The organism is Alteromonas sp. ABH4_453, from assembly GCF_056160665.1.
In genome coordinates this window covers 179688-195993 of the sequence record NZ_JBSWXP010000001.1, presented here as the reverse complement: position 1 = coordinate 195993, position 16306 = coordinate 179688, and the positions used below count along the sequence as shown (strand labels likewise).

The window sequence follows — 16306 nt, the reverse complement described above, 5'->3', positions numbered from 1 at the left end:
TCTTTTTTCGGAGAAACAAGCTTTTTAATACACAAAAAAAACCGAGACACTAGGTCTCGGCTTTCGCAAAACTTATGAACAGTTATTTAGCTTTTTTTCTGCGCGCTGTGAAACACAAGCCTAGCAAACCTAACGCCGCTACCGCCAGTGAAGTGGGTGCAGGAACCAGTGATGCTTGAACCTCACTAGTTTGGTTAATGTTAAGTTGATAAACGCCTGGACCAACAGTAGCCCAACCAGACTTGAACTGCTCATTGTTACCAGAGAAACCAATTAAGTCGCCAAACCCTGGGAAGTCAAACGAGATATCACTTCGTGCAAAACCTTCTGGTCCATCAATATCCACCGCGCCAGTTGAACTGCTTTGTAGCGCTAGGTCTAGGGTCACTTTTGCTGAAGCAGTTGCGTCTTGCGTATTATCATCCGCAATATCTGTCGAGATAACAGCGTCTACAAAGTAATCAATCAATGCTGAGAATCTCAGGTTGATAGCTTGAGCGATAGTAAATTGAATAACCGTGTTTATGCTATTCACAATGCCGCTTGATGCTGCTGCTGATTCTTGGTTACCGTTAGCAATACTTATGTCTGCATATGTAAAACCACTTGCGCCATCACCAAGTGCGCTTCCACTAACCTGGGCGTCGGCAGCAGCAAAGTGATACATATCGCTAGCTACTAATTGTCCATTATCAAGCGATTGTCCATTGTTAGTTAAACCTAAAACGCCGCAAGATGGACCTTGGCACACTAGAAGTGAGTCTGCATCGAATTCGGCATTAGCTGATGAAATTTCGCTTCCGTCTGTAGAACCATTGTAATTAGCAAACGTATTAGTGCCGCGCGAACCACCGATTATTGTAATGAAATCTAATGGATTCACATTTTCAGGTTCTAGGTCATTATCAGTGTCGATTTCAACAAACAAATCGTTTAGCTCAAGATAAGCAGTAGTTGAGATACCTGCGTTCGCTGATGTTGCAGCAATCGTTAGTCCCGCAAATGCCGCACCTTTTAGAATTTTGTTTAATTTCATGCCACTCTCCAGTGAGTATATTTTTTGTTCACAACTTCTCTTTGCATACGTTGTTTTGCATACGTTGTGCCAACTTCCATGTTGTTGTTATTTATGCTTTTTTATTTCAATGCCTGTTCGTGTGTAAAGTTTTTTGACATTAATTTGTATTTGCCTGGCGAAATTACGTTACAAGGATCTAATTCTTCTTTCAGATTTAATACGTCTACTGAAAAAGCGATATTTTCATAGTTTAGAAATTCATTAGAGAAAGTTGACATTCGATAAGGCGGAAAATTATTTTCTGTGCAGACAGTCATTATGTCCTTGTAACAATTCAATGCATTTTCTTCTTGCTTGGGATCGTTTCGGTCAAAAGATAGTGAGAGTACACACTCCATATTGCGCTCGTTAACCAAAGTAACTGAAATAGGGCATTCCAAATCGAATTCTTTACACTTACTTTTCATCACGGAAAATACAGAGTAAAAGTTGTCACCGTTGATGGGCGCACAAGGTGCTCCCCACAAAAGTCCGACGTTGTCGCGTGTTAGATCGAACTCTTTTTGATGTATCTTATGCAAATTTCTCCAGTAAACACTGCGTAGAAAGTAGTTGTTAGGTTTGCCTTGTTTCAAATCGCAAAGTGCATTCAATCCTGGAAGCATAAAGAGTCTTGCTGATAGGCGCTTTAAAAGTTTACTGTTACTTTTTAAGCAAGATTTAAGTTGATTTCGGTTATTGTCGACGAATCCCTCCAAGAATTTTGTTATATTTAATAATGTCGAATTAAGAATAATTACTTTAAGGCCAAGGGGCTTGAATGCTTTCTTAATATCACTGATATGTGCCTTAACTTGATTTTTAGTCCCATAAAAGCCACCTGAAAGCGTCCAATCATCCAAGCGTAGTGTTTTTATTAGCTTGTTTAAATGTACGCTGTCATAGTTTTCTATCATCTCCGGACATTCAACCGCCAATAACTGGAGTGCCTTAGTAGAATTGCCTATATGTGCGGCACTGTGGATAGTGCCCTGTTTCCTTAATTTCGCGCAGATATCTAAGACATCTATTGCTTGAGCGTCAGAGAATGGAATGAAGTAAGGATAGAACGCGTCAGGTTTAGGTAGTAACTTTATGGTCATGTTCAGAATGACACCTAAGTTGTTTTGAATAAAGATGCCCGTGTAATCAGCTCCGATACAATATGTGCGCACAATTTTAGTAACTGAGTTATGAACTAAAGTTCCATCGGTAGCAGTGCAAAATATCTCAGGAGGCCTGTTCTTGCCAAAAGGTATTAAGACCTCGCAGTGAAGTATATTCTTTGAATGTTCAGCCAGCGGGGTATGGCCAAAACCGCGTTCAATGTAGTTACCAATTATACTGGACTCTTTTGGTGCTCCGGTTGTGTCGTTAATGTAGGTGTTACCATTTCGAACCAAGAACTTGTAAACGTCATCCTGAGTGACGCCAGGCTCTATTGTAAGTTGCCCACTGTCCAAATCAAAATGAATGACCCGATTAAATTTGCTAAGGTCTAATATTATTGCTCTTCTGTAGGGATTAGCTCCACCGTAACCAAGATTCAGTCCTTTACTGATAGGGTGTAAAGCAAACCCATACTCTTTCGCCAGCGATACTAATAATATTATTTCTTTGTATCGGTTTTCACTTTCGCATGGTTCCGGAGCTACAATAATTATTGATTTTCTTTCATCTCTATAAGTTGCGTTATCAGAAAAAACGGTGTGTGGAACGACTCTTTCTCCAAGCTCATGTTTTTTCAAAATATTTACAATTTCATCTGGCGAAACGGGCATCGTTAATCCTCATGGCAATCAAATCCTATTATTTTTGCTTTTTCACCTGATTTTGAATATTCCGCAGCATAACTCCAAAGCTTGGTCTTAAGCTGGAATAGAAAAGTGATGGGTTTATATAAAATGGCGCTCGTTGCCCATGGTAGTCAACGACAGGGCCTAGCTGGTCAAATTTTATACCAATAAATCTTAAGCTTCGTGCCAACCTCGGTTCCATCATTACATACGTATGCTTAATATTATTCTGCAATATGACAGATGCTGCAGAAAAATAGAGACCTACTGCTATAAATGGGAAGCAACGTAACTCATTTTCAGAATAAGTTTTCTCATTAATTATACCCAAGGCTGAACCGTTGAATTTATCCATTTGTCGTTTTCGAAATTCTTTGGGGACTGCTAGTCGCGATATCTCGCATATATCTTTACGAGCGAAATTTGTTGGATTTAAAGTTCTATGGGTTATTGAATTTAAGCAAAACTTCTCAATAGGAAGTAAATCTTGTTCTTTATTTGGCCTGACTAGACGAACCGTCCCTGCATACGTTTCTGTGCTCTTGTGTTTGATTAGGCAAGGGCTGGAGTATTTGTCAAATTCGTCGATTTCGAGACCGTTTTTTTGTATCGGTTCGAACCCTAATTCTTCGCAGTAGACCTTATGACGGATATTGAAACTTTGATTCTTCACATCATTGCTTTCTGCAACAATAGGTTCAAGGAAGTTTGAAAAATGATGCGATATGAATTTGGCCTCTTGCAGCTTCTCATACCCCGTTAAGACTTTGCCAAGTCTACTATCGGTGCCAAGGAGCGACGTTACCGTTTTCACAAATGTTTTTCGTGTCACAGATAATGCTTCCAATATGTTAGTTGCCTGACTTCAGTCTAGCAAAATTTTCGTTAGGTTTGTTAAATGCATTTTTGGCAATATAGTACTTAATCAACGCAAGATATTCATAAATTGCCTTTCTAATTCCCTCAAGCGCTATTGCAGAAGGCATTGATAAGAATGGACGAACTTCACCACTGCTCTGGTAGTCAACTGATACTATTGTTGCGGTAACATTCAAATCAGATAAAATGGAACATAATCTAATTCGATGCGTTGCACTTGTGACAGCAATCACCTCATGCTCTTTATATAACGATGAAAAAGCTAATACTTCACTGTAAGTGTCTACACCTCGGGGTATTTCGAATACAAGGTTACTGTTGACGCCGATTTGCTCTAATAACTCTTTTGCTTTACTTGCGAAGAATACATTTTTATCGTGAAGAAAGTTTGCGCCAGTTACGACTATTGGGATGTCATGTCTATCGGATAACACTTTCGCTTGCACTAGCCTTTGGAGAGAGCACTCATGCCATCTAGATATTTCAGTTATTCTTGACTTACTGTCATAATAACAAGCTGGTACGAAGATGACCGTAGGCCGCAGGCTGTCAAAACTATCACTATCGAACTCAGCAAATTCGAGAGGATATAATACTAAATTAGCAATCCATGGTTGAGATAAGCATAGAAACGCTAAGATGGCTACAAAATTAATTTTTTTAGTTATCTTCCTACGTGTTGTGTAACTTAAGAATAAAACGAAAATGAATAAAATACTCATTACGTTTAAAGGCGAACTTAATGTTAACACTACACTTTTGAGAAATTCCAAAACTTCTATCCTTCGCTCCCTATCATTCACGTGACATTAACCTATGATTTCGAGAACGCAAATGAAAAAATTCAATTTATCTCTTTTGTTGATTTTTAGTTTAATCAATAGCAGTTGGACAGGATCTGCTGAATTTCCATTGTTCCCACAAATAGTTGAGAAAGTCTCAAAGAGTACAGTGGCTATTGGTATTTATGCCCCAATAAAATATTCAACTCCAAAAATCGTTGGAACTGGCTTTGTTATAGGTAAAGGGGATATTGCGGTCACCAATTATCACGTAGTTTCAGAAATTCTCGACCCTTCGATTGTTGAAAATTATGTCGTGTTATACGGAAGTGGGAAAAATGTAGTGAAAATCGAAGCTGAAATTATAAAAGTAGATCCTAAGCATGACTTGGCTGTTCTGAAGTTAAACGACATTTTACCAGCATTAGAGATATCAACCGGAAATGAACTTCTACCTCCTGGAACAGATATTGCGTTCACAGGGTTTCCTATTGGTGCGATACTCGGATTGTATCCAGCGACCCATAGGGGCTATATTTCAGCTATTACACCTGACGCTATCCCTGCAATCAACTCAAATCAATTGACTACAAGTATGTTGAATAGAATGGAAAGTCCTAGTCTAATTTATCAGCTAGACGCCGTTGCTTACCCAGGCAATAGTGGAAGCCCGATGTATGATCCGTTTACAGGAAAAGTAGTCGGGGTGATAAATAAAGTTTTAGTAAAAGACACTAAAGAGAGCGCATTGAGCTCTCCAACTGGAATATCTTACGCTATACCCGTAAAGTATGTCCTTGAATTGATGGAATGATATCGCTTGTTTTACGCTGAAATGTAATAATGCTTGTCAATCATTAAAATAGCTTACTCAGTTTTTCTGTGTCAATTAACTTTACAGTTTGTTTTTTTGAGCAGGTAATCATCTGAAATTAAAGCACTTTATTTTTGGATTGAAAATTGCATAGTAATGCATATTTCCAGCAACGCGTCTGTGTCAGTGCGGATAAACGCTGTGAATAAACTCTTTTAAACCTATGCTGCACAATACTAGGAGTTTTTTGTGGATAGTAAAACTAATAATGGTCGACGCAAGTTTATTAAGACTACAGGTGTTGTTGCTGGCGTTACCATCATACCTTCTAGGTCGGTATGGGGCGCATGTAATGCGTCTGGTGTTTCTGGCGGCTCGCAGGCATTGGAAAATGTGTGTAGAGTAAGTTCTCAGGATGATCCAGAGAACAATGTATCTCTTGGTGGTTTCCCTGCATCGGATTTTAACACGTTGTTTACGTCTTTAAATGGTCACAAACCGCCGATACCAGATCGTTATGCAAGAGGCGTGGTTGGTGCAATGTTCACGAAAAACCTTTGGTTAGATCACAGTGTTGCAACTAATTACCCATTTATTTTTCCAGTGTTTCGCTATGAAGGCAATAAGTCGATCAAAAACTTGATTAATGCTCATGGTAAAGCATACAATAGCGACAAAAAAGCAGCGCTTAAAGCACTTCAAGGTGCTCAGGGGAACGATTTATCTAATGTTGATACCGCCCTCATTCGGTCACTACTTGACAGCTCCACAGAGTGGCATTTTAACGAACTGAATGCTGTGAAAGAAAAGCTGGAGTCGTATGCTTCGGAAACGCTTACTTATGTTGCCGGTGTAGATAATAGCGGAAAAGCGATTGTTGCTACAATTAACGTGCTAGACACTCTCAAAAACGGTTCAGGAGCTGCGTTACATGTAGCTGCGCTTTATCTTAACCTCACCGCAGGGTTCTGTACTGGAGTTCCGTTGGGATATACCATTAAAGAATATTGTGAGCATTTGCTTTCTGTTATGTTGGAAAATGCTACTTACCCTGGTTTCGCTACAGATTTAGTTGCGAAAATATCGGGAAGGTTTGCAGCTCCTAGTCCAATTGATGCAGTGTCATTCTTAACAAGAATTTAAGTTTTGCAAGATCTCACAGCTTCAAAGATCGTGGTTTTTGAGGACAGGTCTGGTATGGCGGTGTTAAGAGAAGATCTTAATACCGTTGTTGTTTTTACATCTTCAATTCAAAATTCGCACCCCGAGTTGTACACACTGTTAACCTCGCAAGATTCTTCAATAGCGCAAATAGAGCAAGAAGCTCGTAATAAGGGGTTGTTTGCCGTTGAATATAAGTATTAATTGCGGAGCGTATCGGTTTCGTTTAAACAATATCCCTCCATATATAGTGACAGAACTGAAGTCGCTTTACGGTTGTAACCTAACCTTTGGCGTTAATGGTTACCATGATTTTTCTTTATCAGTGAAGTCAACTTCACCTGTACGACGGTATTTTAGAAAACAATGCATTATTGAAGTAGAGGGGGTTGCGCCATTTAACCCCATTTCTACAGAACATCTGCTTCCTTCTTTAGAATGGGCAATGAATTGGTCTGTTGCAGCTTTCGAGCACACGAAGCTTAGTATTCATTCATCTGTTGTGGTTAAAAATGGCAAAGCTATTTTGTTCCCTGCTACATCAGGTTCAGGGAAATCCACACTAGCAACGTTTTTAGGGGCCAATGGGTGGCAGATGTTTTCTGATGAAATGGCGCTGATAGATACCGCAACATGTGATATTACTCCACTATATAGGCCGTCCTCTCTAAAGAATAACTCAATAGATATCATAAAATCTTTATGTAAAAACGTATGTTTGTCGGCGACGGCCCTTAATACTCACAAAGGGGATATTGCGCATGCTAAGCTGTACACAGCTGAAGAGTTTGGAACCTTCAAACCCACTGTTCCTGCTTTTGTCGTGTTCCTGAGATTCTCACCCGGTAAAGTAACAACAATTATGGAAATGTCTCAAGCCGAGGGGTTCGCGATGTTATTAAGAAATGCATTTAATTATAACATTCTTGGCAAAACTGGATTTGAAACTCTGTCATCAGTTATGAATGGCTCCACAGCACTGCATGTCGAATATAGCGATATTCACGATTTAAATAGATTTTTGTTAGATTTGGTTTCATATTCATGCTGAACAAAAGCGTCTTTATCAAAGCATATTGCAGGTTAGATGGATTAGAGCAACTAAGTGAGTCAGACTGGAACGATTTACTTCGTGTTCTTCGAGCTTATTCTCTAACCGCATCATACTATAGACGACTTTGTAAAGAAGGAATGGAGTATCAATTGCCTGACTATTGCAGAAATGCATTTGTCTCAGCTGCGGTGTTCGCTGAAGCTCAAGCCCATCAAACTCGAATCCAGGCATTAAAGATCTGTCGACTATCTGATGATTATCTTATCCCAATAATATTTCTTAAAGGCGCGGCCTACACGCTCGGTCAGAAAGAGAATAGTATAGGTAGGTTGATGAGTGACATCGATATATGTGTTGCTCGTGAAAAAATATCGCGACTCGAGGCGGCGCTATTAGAATCTGGCTGGACATTTAAAGACATAGATGAGCACGACGATAAGTATTATCGCGCTTGGTCGCACGAGTTACCACCTCTCAAACACGATCAAGATGGCGTTGTACTTGACGTTCATCACACGCTTCTTCCTCCGATAAAAGGGCGACTCCTTAACATTAACGATTTACTTAATAGCACAGTTGATCATGGTGCTTTTCCAGTACCATCAATAGAATGGCTGGTGCTGCATTCAGCACTGCACTTGATATTGAATGAGGATGTTGATCACGGACTGCGAGATCTGACCGATATCTATTTACTTTTAAATGATGATAACTGTGAGTGTGGTAGTCTTCGCGAGAATTTATTAAAAGCAGAAGCACTTTTTGAAAGGGAAGGTTTTAAGACAGAGTGGTTTATTTTGACGGAGCTTCTCGCGCACTACTTTGCTCTTCCAATAAACCGTGACGTTAAATCTAAGCTTTCAGTTCACGCAAAGATAAGGTTGCATTGTTTAAAAAGTGCAATATTGCCAAATTTTCCTTTTTTGAAAAGTGCGAAAGATAATTTCCTTTCTTTTGTGAATTATCTGCTAGGGTATCAATCAAAAATGCCGATATCGATTTTGCTGCACCAAGCAAGCTATAAGCTATACCGCTATGGGGTAAAGTTAGTTTTTGGAGAATATTATTTTCGAAAGAAGAAAGGAATTAAGGAGCAATAAATGAAAATCTTAGTCACCGGAGCAGCTGGTTTTATTGGGGCAGCTGTATCGCAATACCTTATCAATCGTGGTGACCAAGTTGTCGGGATTGACAACATTAACGATTATTACGATGTAAATTTAAAGCACGCTCGATTAGACGAGATTAAGTCATCATCAGCGGCTGGTTTATTCTCATTCACAGAAATGGGCGTTGAAGAGCGCGAAAAAATGGCTGCGCTTTTTGAAGAGCACAAATTTGATAGAGTGGTGCATTTAGCTGCTCAAGCTGGTGTGCGTTATTCTCTTGAAAATCCTAACGCTTACGTCGACTCAAATATTGTTGGCTTTGTAAATATCTTAGAAGGGTGTCGCCATAATAAAGTCGAGCATTTGGTGTATGCATCATCTAGCTCAGTCTACGGTGCGAATGAAACTATGCCGTTTTCAGAACAGCATAACGTAGATCACCAAGTTAGCTTGTATGCGGCTTCTAAAAAAGCTAACGAGCTAATGGCTCATACTTATAGCCACCTGTATAACTTGCCTACAACGGGGCTGCGCTTTTTCACTGTTTACGGGCCTTGGGGCCGTCCAGACATGGCCCTGTTCAAGTTCACGAAAGCAATTCTAGAAGGCAAAACAATACAGGTTTATAACTACGGTAACCACCGTCGTGATTTCACTTATATTGATGATATCGTGGAAGGGGTTATCCGTTCGTTAGATAATGTCGCTAAACCCAATGAGAGCTGGGATGGCAGCAACCCAGATCCAAGCACTAGCAAGGCGCCTTATAAGGTGTATAACATCGGTGCGCAAACGCCTGTTCATCTTTTGAAGTTCATTGAAACCCTTGAGAGTGCATTGGGCATTGAGGCGAAGAAAGAGCTTCTTCCTATGCAGCCGGGCGATGTGCCTGACACCTATGCTGATGTGTCGTCGCTAGTTGAAGATACTGGGTACCAACCATCTACCGATGTTGACACAGGCGTAAAAGCGTTTGTCGATTGGTATCGCGACTTTTATAAAGTGTAAGCGCTAGCGACTGATAATTACTTTCTGAAACCGTTAAAGTGCACTGTTTCTCATAAACCCCGCACACTTTTTGGGCAAGAACTCTTTCGTGGTTGCATAACCGAGCTCAAAAAGTGTGTTTTTAATTTCAGGTGTAAGCGAAAAATCCACCGCGGAAATCTCCCCGGTATTTACCACCACCGTATTGTGCCAATACTTCGCATTTACGTACTCTCTGGAAATTGCCGTCATAAACGTGCGAATTAGCATGCTGACGTATTGCGGCAGTTGAAGTAAGTTCTTTTTAATAGCCTTGCGTTTTTGTTCGGTGCTTTGCAGTCTGAAGCATACTGATGGCGTGCCATCACCTCGCCAGTCTTCAAACAGTGCATCTTCAGACAATATAGCCCCATCTACTAGCAAGTGCTCTTTGAAAGGCTTAAATGAAAAGATTAGCGGTATCGACATAGAATACCGTACTGCCTCTGATACTTTCATATCAGGAGAGGTCTGCTTATTAAATAAAACTGGCCCGCCGCCATTTACGTCGGTAGCGAGTATATGCAGGTTCAGGGGGAGGTCGGCAAAGACTGCGCCCTCTAATTGTTCGTCAATCCACCGCTGAAACACATCGCCAGATGACAGCCCTCCTTCTCGAAGCAATCTCACAATCGAAAACTCTGTGAATTGCTTGAAATCGGTAACGAGCGCTAGCTCTCGCATTTGCTCGACAGTGTACCCTTTGGCATAAAGTGACGCGATAATAGAGCCGCCAGATACGCCAACCAAAGTATCGAAACTAATGTTCATATCGTGCAGCGCTTTTATGATGCCGATATGGGCACTTAAGCGCGTACCCCCACCTGAAAAGATAGGAACTATTTGTGTGACGTTCGCATGTAAAAGTTTATTCGGTATCGCCGCCGTGGCTATCTGCATGTGCATACTCCAAACTAGAGAGGCGTCGCGAACAAGGTTTTAGATACAGCTGTAAAACGAAACGCAGTGCCCCACAGTAAAAGCGTAGTTTAATTGCGCACTATCAGTAAAGCTTGAAAAGGAAGAAGAGCGATATCTTTAGTCTAAGATGTTGCGATATTGCTACATAATTTAATGTTCACTACTTTTTTCAGTAACTGCAACTGGCACACAACAGAGAGCAAGTGATTGGACATCATGCGAGCAATACATAAAAAAGCTCACTTCTCAATTAACAAAAGTGAGCCTAGTTAGTATGTGATTGTGTTTCTAACGTGCTTTTCGGTCGAGATTATAAACCTGAGATTCTAACCAATACATACACGTCTAAAACTAACTCGCGGCAAGCTTCGCTTTCATTTCGCGACGTCGAGCATGAAGCAATGGTTCGGTGTAACCGCTAGGCTGCTCTTTACCTTTGAAGATAAGGTCGCTTGCGGCTAAGAAGCCAATTGAGCTGTCTAAATCAGGCGCCATCGGAATGTACTCAGGGTCATCCGCATTTTGCTCGTCCACTAACACTGCCATACGAGCCAAAGACTCTTTTACCTGATCTACACTCACAATACCATGCTCTAGCCAGTTAGCGATATGCTGAGATGAAATACGCAACGTCGCGCGGTCTTCCATCAAGCCTACATTGTTGATGTCCGGAACCTTCGAGCAGCCTACGCCTTGGTGAACCCAGCGTACAACGTAGCCTAAAATACCTTGAACGTTATTGTCGATTTCACGCTTAATGCTTTCACGCGTTAAAGTAGAGGCATCTTCTAGCAATGGAATGGTAAGGATGTCGGCAAGGCCACTAAAGTTTTCATCTAGTGACTTTTGAACGTCAAACACATTTACATCGTGGTAATGAAGCGCGTGCAGCGTCGCTGCAGTAGGAGAGGGTACCCAAGCCGTATTAGCACCAGCTTTAGGATGACCAATCTTCGCGGTCATCATATTTTGCATCTCATCAGGAATTGGCCACATACCTTTACCAATTTGCGCTTTGCCAGAAAGGCCGCAACGAAGACCTACAGCCACGTTTGCGGTTTCATAAGCCTTGATCCACGCCATTGATTTAAGCGCTGCTTTTTCTGCAAAAGGCGCTGCAAGCATAGAGGTATGAATTTCATCACCGGTTCTGTCTAAGAAACCTGTATTGATAAATACAACACGTGAAGTGGCTTCAGCAATACACGCTTGAAGGTTGATGCTCGTGCGGCGCTCTTCGTCCATAATACCCATTTTTAGGGTGTTGGCTGGAACATCGATAATTGTTTCGATCGCACCAAATAACGCGTTAGAGAATGCCACTTCTTCTGGCCCGTGCATTTTAGGTTTAACAATATAAATACTGCCTTCGCGGCTGTTTTTAAATTTACTGTTTCCTAAAAGGTCATGCTTTGCGATAAGTGATGTCACTATACCGTCCATGATCCCCTCTGGCACTTCTTCGCCATCAAAGAGCATCGCATTGTTAGTCATAAGGTGACCTACGTTTCTAACAAACATAAGGCTTCGACCAGAAAGTACTAGCTCGCCGTCTTTTAGCTTGTCTTGTGAAGCGTGTTTAGACGGCTGGTAGCGTCTATCGTCATGCATAGCCCGAACAAGCTGCTTGCCGCCCTTTGTCATTTCAATGCTTAACGAGCCTTTCATCAAACCTAACCAGTTGCTGTACACCAAAGTTTTATCTTCAGCGTCAACAGCAGCTACAGAGTCTTCGCAGTCCATAATGGTAGTTAGCGCGGCTTCAACCAACACGTCTTTTACGTTTGCGGCATCGCTCTCGCCAATAGGGTGAGTCGGGTCTAGTTGAATTTCAAAATGCAGACCGTTGTGGGCAAAAAGCAGGCTTGAAGGTGCGCTAATGTCACCTTGATACCCTTGCCATTGCTCAGTGTTTGCAAGAGTAGTTTCATCGCCATCAGCAAGCGTAATAGCCAGTTTGCCTGATTCGATTTTGTATTCAGTGACGTCAGCGTGACTGCCTTTCGCGAGCGGTATCATGCTATCTAGATAGTCTTTCGCTTTCGCAACGACTTTGGCGCCACGTACGGGGTTGTAGCTCTTGCCAGGCTCTGCACCACCTTCATTGCTGATGACGTCAGTGCCGTATAATGCGTCGTAAAGGCTTCCCCAACGGGCATTTACCGCGTTAAGTGCATAGCGAGCGTTGTTTATTGGCACGACTAGCTGAGGGCCTGCCATTGTCGCTATTTCGGCGTCTACATTTTGTGTTTGTGCACTTACTTGTGACGGCTGCTCAACTAGGTAACCGATGCTTTTTAGGAAGTCGGTATACTCGTTTCCATATACCGGGTTGCCAGCCTTGTGATAATCGTCGATAGCCCGCTGAAGCTGTTCTCGCTTTTCTAATAGCGCGCGATTTTGAGGAATGAATTTTTCGAAGAGGGTTTCTGCACCTTGCCAAAAGGTGTCTTTATCTACGCCTGTGCCAGGAAGTGCCTGTTCATTAATAAAGTTATCGAGTTGTTCGGCAACCTGTAGTCGGCCTCTAGTAATATATCCTTGCATAACTACCTCTATACATTAGTCTGTCCACCCAGTGTAGTGTGTATAGAGATAGTTTTTTAATTTATGGTTTGTATTTTTGCCATATATTTTGTGAATGTTTAGCCCGCGTTCATTTCGCTGGCAACGTCGCTTATCAATCGGCGTAACCAAATGTGACCCGCGTCGTGATGAAGTAGGGCACTCCAGGCCATTTTTAACGCAATAGGTGGTATGTCAAAAGGTGGCTCTTTAATCATTACATCAGGGTCGTGTTTAAATAAACGGGCCGCTTTGCTTGGCAATGTGGCGATAAGTTTCTGCTTTTTCGCAATTTGCAGAGCGGCGTGGTAATGACGAGTAAAAACGCGAATTGCACGCTGTTTGCCGATTTTTGTTAGCTCAGCGTCCACCCAACCTAATTTTTGAACTTCATTCGGGTCAATGCCAACGCCAACACCAAAGCCGGTTTTACTCACCCAAATGTGCTGGGCACCTAAATAACCTTCAAGGTCACATTTTTCTACCAGCGGATGGTCCGCACTCATTACGCAGCTAAAGGTGTCATACCAAATAACTTTTTGGTGAAACGACAACGGCAGTTCATCGAATCGGTTAATTGCCATATCCACTTTACCTTGCTCTACGTCGTGGAACGTCACGTCACTTGGCGTGATAAGGTCAAGTGTTATATTGGGTGCTAAATCGGCCAGTCTTCCAACGAGTTCAAGTAACAAGGTACTTTCTGCATAGTCACTGGTCATAATGCGGAAAGTTCTGTCGCTAGTTAAAGGGTCGAAATCAACTTCGGGCTGAATAGAACTTTCTAATCGACTAAGTACATCGCGAATAATAGGTTGCAGTTCAAGCGCGCGCTTAGTGGGGGTCATCCCATCGCTGGTACGAACTAAAAGCGGATCTTTGAATAGATCGCGAAGACGTTTCAGGCCGTTACTCATAGCGGGCTGAGTAATGCTTAGCTGGTTTGCAGCTTTCGTTACACTTCCTTCGCGCAACAGCACATCTAAATAAACCAATAAATTCAGGTCGACCTTAGCTATATTCATTATTCTAATGCTCTTTCTAAACCTAATTAAACGTAGCTATTATAAAGCTTTTTTATTTGATTGTCAGATAAGCGTTTAGTCTTAACTTGCTCACTTTTATACCAATAAGTAATTGAAAAATAGTATGTATATAGATTTTTTATGGAATTTTAAAAAGTATGGCTTTTTTTATTTTTTGTAGAAAACATAAACGAAATGAATAGCGAGCACAAAAAAGGGCACCCGAAGGTGCCCTGTAGGAAAGGTTGGGATACTTTCCGTTTAACCTGTGCCTGTTCGCGTTATACGTCGAACTGGTTCATGGTGTTATCTTCACCAGACGCTTTAAGTGCACCTTCACCAGAGAAGTACTCTTTGTGCGTGTCACCTAAATCAGAACCTGCCATCGCCTGGTGCTTAACGCACGCTAGACCCTGGCGAATTTCTTGACGCTGAACACCGCGAACATAAGCAAGCATGCCTTCTTCACCGAAGTAGCCTTTTGCAAGGTTGTCTGTAGACAGTGCTGCAGTATGATAAGTCGGTAGCGTAATAAGGTGGTGGAAGATGCCTGCTTCACGCGCTGCATCAGCCTGGAAGCTCTTGATCTTCTCGTCCGCCGCTGCTGCAAGTTCGCTGTCGTCATAATCAGCAGACATAAGTTTCGCGCGGTCATAACCAGAAACGTCTTTACCTTCTTCTGTCCAAGCATCAAATACTTGCTGACGGAAGTTAAGCGTCCAGTTGAACGATGGAGAGTTGTTATATACCAGCTTAGCGTTTGGTACTTGTTCGCGAATAGCGTTGACCATTTCAGCAATTTGGCCAACGTGAGGCTTTTCAGTCTCAATCCAAAGCAAGTCAGCACCGTGTTTAAGTGAGGTGACACAGTCAAGTACTACACGGTCAAAACCTGTGTTGTCTTTAAAGCGGAACAAGCCGTTTGGTAGACGCTCAGGCTTAACCAATTTGCCACCTTGCTTAAGAACTAGGTCACCTTCATTTAGGTCGCCTGCGCTTGCAACTTCAGTAGTTTTAAGGAATGCATTGTACTGAGCAGCTAAGTCGCCTTCTGATGTAGATACTGGGATCTTCTGAGTAAGGCCAGCACCTAGTGAGTCAGTACGTGCAACAATTACACCTTCATCGACACCTAGTTCAAGGAATGCATAGCGTACTGCATTGATCTTCGCTAGGAAGTCTTCGTGTGGCACGGTTACTTTACCGTCTTGGTGACCACATTGTTTCGCGTCTGACACTTGGTTTTCGATTTGGATACAGCATGCACCCGCTTCAATCATTTGCTTTGCAAGTAGGTACGTTGCTTCTTCGTTACCGAATCCCGCGTCGATATCAGCGATAATTGGAACTACGTGAGTTTCGTAGTTGTCGATCTCAGCTTGAATCGCAGCTACATCACCACCGTTTTTCTTCGCGTCGTCTAGTTTGTGGAAAAGGTCACCCAGTTCACGTGCGTCTGCTTGACGAAGGAAAGTGTAAAGCTCTTCTATAAGTGCAGAAACTGACGTTTTTTCGTGCATTGATTGGTCAGGAAGAGGACCAAACTCAGAGCGAAGCGCTGCTACCATCCAGCCTGAAAGATAAAGGTAGCTTTTGTTAGTTGTGCCCTGGTGCTTTTTAACTGAAAGCATTTTCTGTTGGCCTACGAAGCCATGCCAGCAGCCAAGTGACTGTGTGTACTGAGACGAATCTGCGTCGTATTCAGCCATGTCTTTGCGCATGATACTTGCTGTATAGCGAGCAATGTCTAAACCCGTTTTAAAGCGGTTTTGAACCTTCATACGTGCAGCGAATTCTGGGTTGATACCTTCCCAAGCTCCGTTTTGTGCTGCCTTTAATGTGGCGAAGTTATCAATGTCTTGTTGATATTGCGACATGAGCGTCTCTCCCGACTATAATTAAAATTCTTAACGTTGTTTATGTTCACGCTGTAGGGCGTTCCCGTTGATTCCATTTCATCCTAGTGCCGGATTCGGAATAATAGAAATATATATTTTGCATTGCGGTCATTTATTTTGTGAATGTTTCTTGTGTGGGAGTCAGTCGAGTTGTAGGGGCAAAGTTAAATTGCAAGCGCGCGCTGAAATGTTCGCCTATATTTAAGAAATGAATTCGCT

At 42.0% G+C, this 16306-nt stretch carries 14 protein-coding genes; 6 read left to right on the top strand and 8 right to left on the bottom strand.

What is annotated here, in order from left to right:
- Window positions 1-82: 82 nt before the first annotated feature.
- The 4 genes from ACXAGV_RS00885 to ACXAGV_RS00870 form a co-directional block, all read right to left on the bottom strand.
- The gene (locus ACXAGV_RS00885) at window positions 83-1036 is read right to left on the bottom strand and encodes an EDSAP-1 family PEP-CTERM protein (protein ID WP_474871028.1); all 954 of its coding nucleotides are present in this window, start codon (window positions 1034-1036) and stop codon (window positions 83-85) included.
- Window positions 1037-1137: 101 nt separating this feature from the next.
- Window positions 1138-2838 carry an FAD-binding oxidoreductase gene (locus ACXAGV_RS00880; RefSeq protein WP_474871026.1) on the bottom strand — a complete coding sequence of 567 codons (1701 nt, stop codon included), beginning with the start codon at window positions 2836-2838 and terminating at the stop codon, window positions 1138-1140.
- Between the two features lie 28 nt (window positions 2839-2866).
- On the bottom strand, window positions 2867-3700 hold the full coding sequence (locus ACXAGV_RS00875) for a PEP-CTERM/exosortase system-associated acyltransferase (RefSeq protein WP_474871024.1): 834 nt from the start codon (window positions 3698-3700) through the stop codon (window positions 2867-2869).
- A 4-nt stretch (window positions 3701-3704) separates the two neighbouring features.
- Window positions 3705-4505 carry a YdcF family protein gene (locus ACXAGV_RS00870; RefSeq protein WP_474871022.1) on the bottom strand — a complete coding sequence of 267 codons (801 nt, stop codon included), beginning with the start codon at window positions 4503-4505 and terminating at the stop codon, window positions 3705-3707.
- Window positions 4506-4566: 61 nt separating this feature from the next.
- Between ACXAGV_RS00870 and ACXAGV_RS00865 the strand changes: the two genes are divergently transcribed.
- The 6 genes from ACXAGV_RS00865 to ACXAGV_RS00840 all read left to right on the top strand — a co-directional run bounded on the left by ACXAGV_RS00865 (window position 4567) and on the right by ACXAGV_RS00840 (window position 9660).
- Complete coding sequence (locus ACXAGV_RS00865; RefSeq protein WP_474871020.1) at window positions 4567-5328, top strand: S1 family peptidase; 762 nt, start codon at window positions 4567-4569, stop codon at window positions 5326-5328.
- A 249-nt stretch (window positions 5329-5577) separates the two neighbouring features.
- Complete coding sequence (locus ACXAGV_RS00860) at window positions 5578-6471, top strand: hypothetical protein (RefSeq protein ID WP_474871018.1); 894 nt, start codon at window positions 5578-5580, stop codon at window positions 6469-6471.
- A 54-nt stretch (window positions 6472-6525) separates the two neighbouring features.
- Entirely contained in the window at window positions 6526-6693 is a 168-nt protein-coding gene (locus tag ACXAGV_RS00855; RefSeq protein WP_474871017.1) for a hypothetical protein, read from the top strand.
- Window positions 6677-7540 carry an HprK-related kinase A gene (locus ACXAGV_RS00850; protein WP_474871015.1) on the top strand — a complete coding sequence of 288 codons (864 nt, stop codon included), beginning with the start codon at window positions 6677-6679 and terminating at the stop codon, window positions 7538-7540. Before ACXAGV_RS00855 ends, ACXAGV_RS00850 begins: the two co-directional genes overlap by 17 nt.
- Window positions 7534-8643 carry a nucleotidyltransferase family protein gene (locus ACXAGV_RS00845; protein WP_474871013.1) on the top strand — a complete coding sequence of 370 codons (1110 nt, stop codon included), beginning with the start codon at window positions 7534-7536 and terminating at the stop codon, window positions 8641-8643. The genes ACXAGV_RS00850 and ACXAGV_RS00845 overlap by 7 nt, the downstream gene beginning before the upstream one ends.
- Window positions 8644-9660: an NAD-dependent epimerase gene (locus ACXAGV_RS00840; protein WP_474871011.1), complete on the top strand. Its 1017-nt coding sequence runs from the start codon at window positions 8644-8646 to the stop codon at window positions 9658-9660.
- A 33-nt stretch (window positions 9661-9693) separates the two neighbouring features.
- Here the strand turns inward: ACXAGV_RS00840 and ACXAGV_RS00835 are convergent, their stop codons facing one another.
- From ACXAGV_RS00835 to ACXAGV_RS00820, 4 genes are all read right to left on the bottom strand, one after another.
- Window positions 9694-10578: a patatin-like phospholipase family protein gene (locus ACXAGV_RS00835; RefSeq protein ID WP_474871009.1), complete on the bottom strand. Its 885-nt coding sequence runs from the start codon at window positions 10576-10578 to the stop codon at window positions 9694-9696.
- A 372-nt stretch (window positions 10579-10950) separates the two neighbouring features.
- On the bottom strand, window positions 10951-13146 hold the full coding sequence (locus tag ACXAGV_RS00830) for a malate synthase G (protein WP_474871007.1): 2196 nt from the start codon (window positions 13144-13146) through the stop codon (window positions 10951-10953).
- Window positions 13147-13244: 98 nt separating this feature from the next.
- Window positions 13245-14189 (bottom strand): LysR family transcriptional regulator, encoded by a 945-nt coding sequence (locus ACXAGV_RS00825; RefSeq protein ID WP_474826825.1) that lies wholly within the window; start codon window positions 14187-14189, stop codon window positions 13245-13247.
- A 281-nt stretch (window positions 14190-14470) separates the two neighbouring features.
- Window positions 14471-16066 carry an isocitrate lyase gene (locus ACXAGV_RS00820; protein ID WP_474871005.1) on the bottom strand — a complete coding sequence of 532 codons (1596 nt, stop codon included), beginning with the start codon at window positions 16064-16066 and terminating at the stop codon, window positions 14471-14473.
- Window positions 16067-16306 lie beyond the last annotated feature (240 nt).

Excerpts from the sequence above, each read along its gene's own strand:
- ACXAGV_RS00885 (WP_474871028.1), bottom strand. The coding sequence starts at position 1,036 with ATGAAATTAAACAAAATTCTAAAAGGTGCGGCATTTGCGGGACTAACG.
- ACXAGV_RS00880 (WP_474871026.1), bottom strand. The coding sequence starts at position 2,838 with ATGCCCGTTTCGCCAGATGAAATTGTAAATATTTTGAAAAAACATGAG.
- ACXAGV_RS00865 (WP_474871020.1), top strand. The coding sequence starts at position 4,567 with ATGAAAAAATTCAATTTATCTCTTTTGTTGATTTTTAGTTTAATCAAT.
- ACXAGV_RS00855 (WP_474871017.1), top strand. The coding sequence starts at position 6,526 with ATGGCGGTGTTAAGAGAAGATCTTAATACCGTTGTTGTTTTTACATCT.
- ACXAGV_RS00845 (WP_474871013.1), top strand. The coding sequence starts at position 7,534 with ATGCTGAACAAAAGCGTCTTTATCAAAGCATATTGCAGGTTAGATGGA.
- ACXAGV_RS00840 (WP_474871011.1), top strand. The coding sequence starts at position 8,644 with ATGAAAATCTTAGTCACCGGAGCAGCTGGTTTTATTGGGGCAGCTGTA.
- ACXAGV_RS00835 (WP_474871009.1), bottom strand. The coding sequence starts at position 10,578 with ATGCAGATAGCCACGGCGGCGATACCGAATAAACTTTTACATGCGAAC.
- ACXAGV_RS00830 (WP_474871007.1), bottom strand. The coding sequence starts at position 13,146 with ATGCAAGGATATATTACTAGAGGCCGACTACAGGTTGCCGAACAACTC.
- ACXAGV_RS00825 (WP_474826825.1), bottom strand. The coding sequence starts at position 14,189 with ATGAATATAGCTAAGGTCGACCTGAATTTATTGGTTTATTTAGATGTG.
- ACXAGV_RS00820 (WP_474871005.1), bottom strand. The coding sequence starts at position 16,066 with ATGTCGCAATATCAACAAGACATTGATAACTTCGCCACATTAAAGGCA.